Origin of the sequence: Methanoregula sp. (assembly GCF_049690535.1) — an archaeon.
Lineage (GTDB): Archaea > Halobacteriota > Methanomicrobia > Methanomicrobiales > Methanospirillaceae > Methanoregula.
The window spans coordinates 1-1,682 of sequence record NZ_JBAVMX010000029.1; the positions used below are offsets into that span (position 1 = coordinate 1).

At 58.0% G+C, this 1,682-nt stretch carries 2 protein-coding genes; both read left to right on the forward strand.

The window, feature by feature from the left end; all coding sequences use genetic code 11:
- The coding region (locus WCE46_RS02175; protein ID WP_424732063.1) for a GTP-binding protein at nucleotides 1–926 on the forward strand (926 nt) is incomplete at its 5' end.
- Nucleotides 927–990: 64 nt separating this feature from the next.
- Nucleotides 991–1,682 (forward strand): diphthine synthase (gene dph5, locus WCE46_RS02180; protein WP_424732064.1); only part of this gene is annotated, 692 nt, incomplete at its 3' end.

Here is a 1,682-nt window from a genome sequence, read left to right on the forward strand (position 1 = left end):
ACAAGATCGCCTTTCTGGACAGTGTCGACCGGGAACGCATACAGCGGAGCGTCGTCAAAGGGGGAGCGGCAGACAAGGAATGGCAGGCCCGGATCAAAAAACTCAGCATTGAGAACAAGGTCGAGGTCATCTTCGGGTATTTCGATATTATCTACGATGATTTCGGCCTGGAAAAAGGTCTCTCCCTGCTCTCGCGGGCCTGCTGCCCGCCGGAATCCACCATCATCATCGAACACCTGAACCTCGAAGGAGATGCCTTCCTTGAGTCGCTCGCGGTCAGGAAGTCCTTTGACCTTATCCTTTCGATCAAGTCCTCGTTACAACCCCTGCCCCACTTCAATTACTTTACCATCGTGTATACCTCATGGTCCACCCAGCTGCGCCGTTCGGTGCCCTTCCTTGTCAAGAACGGCCATATCGTACCCTACATTCCCAAGATCGTCGTGACCGGGCCGCCGGAATCCGGGAAATCCCGGTTCGTGGCAAACGCCACGGAACTGGGGATGTCGGTTGACCGTACAGGCATCGGGGGCGATGTGACGACCGTTGCCATGGACTTTGGCTGGCTGCACTGGAATGATTTTGATATTACCCTCTACGGCACCCCAGGCCAGCCCCGGTTCGACCCGATGCTCCCGGTGATCCTGCATAACGCGATGGGCGTCGTCCTCTTAGTGGATGCAACGAACCATGAGCAGCTCACGCGGGCCCGGCACCTCTTCAAAACGATCACCAAGTTGCACGTGCCGATCGTTGTCGCAGCGAACAAAAAAGACCTGCCCGGACTCATAAGTGAAGAGGAGTTGCGGAAAACGATCGGCATTGGTAAGAACATTCCGGTCTTTTTGATCTCCGCACAGCTCAAGGACGACGTGCGGGATGTCCTTGAATCGCTGGTGGATTCGATTACCCGGTTTATCTACTGATAGTGCAGGGCGACCCCCGGCACATCCCGGCGGGGTTTCCCCTTCTTTATGGAGAATCGCGGACATGCTCACCTTTATCGGCCTCGGCCTCTATGACAAGCGGGATATCTCGGAGAAGGGACTTCTTCTCATCAGGAACGCGGATCACGTCTTTCTTGAAGGGTACACATCCCGACTCATGGGGGCGACAAGAGAAGACCTCGAAGCGTTCTACAAAAAACCGGTCCGGCTGCTCATGCGGGCTGATGTGGAGCAGCACCCGGAAGAACTGCTCGACTGCGCCCTGAAAGGAAACACGGTCTTTCTCTGCGCCGGCGACCCGATGGTCTCGACTACCCATGCGGATCTCCGGATTCGTGCGGCAGACCGGGGCATCCCTACCGCGATCGTCCACGGTGCCTCGATCGTAAGCGCGGTCTGCGGGCTCTCGGGGCTCCAGAACTACCGGTTCGGCAAGTCCTGCTCGGTGCCGTTCCCGCAGGAGCACTGGTCCCCCACGTCGCCGATGGACGTGATCCTCGAAAACCAAAACCTCCGGCTGCACACGCTCGTGTATCTCGACATCCAGGACGACCGGTACATGACCGTGAACGAGGCAGTCCACCTGCTCGAAGAGATGGCGCGAAAGAAACAGGTGACAATTCCGTTGTATGTCGGCATTGCCCGGGCCGGTTCTGAGGCGCCGGTCGTACGGGCCGGCACTGCCGAAGTCATCAGGTCCACGGATTTTGGCCCGCCGCTCCACGTGCTGGTCGT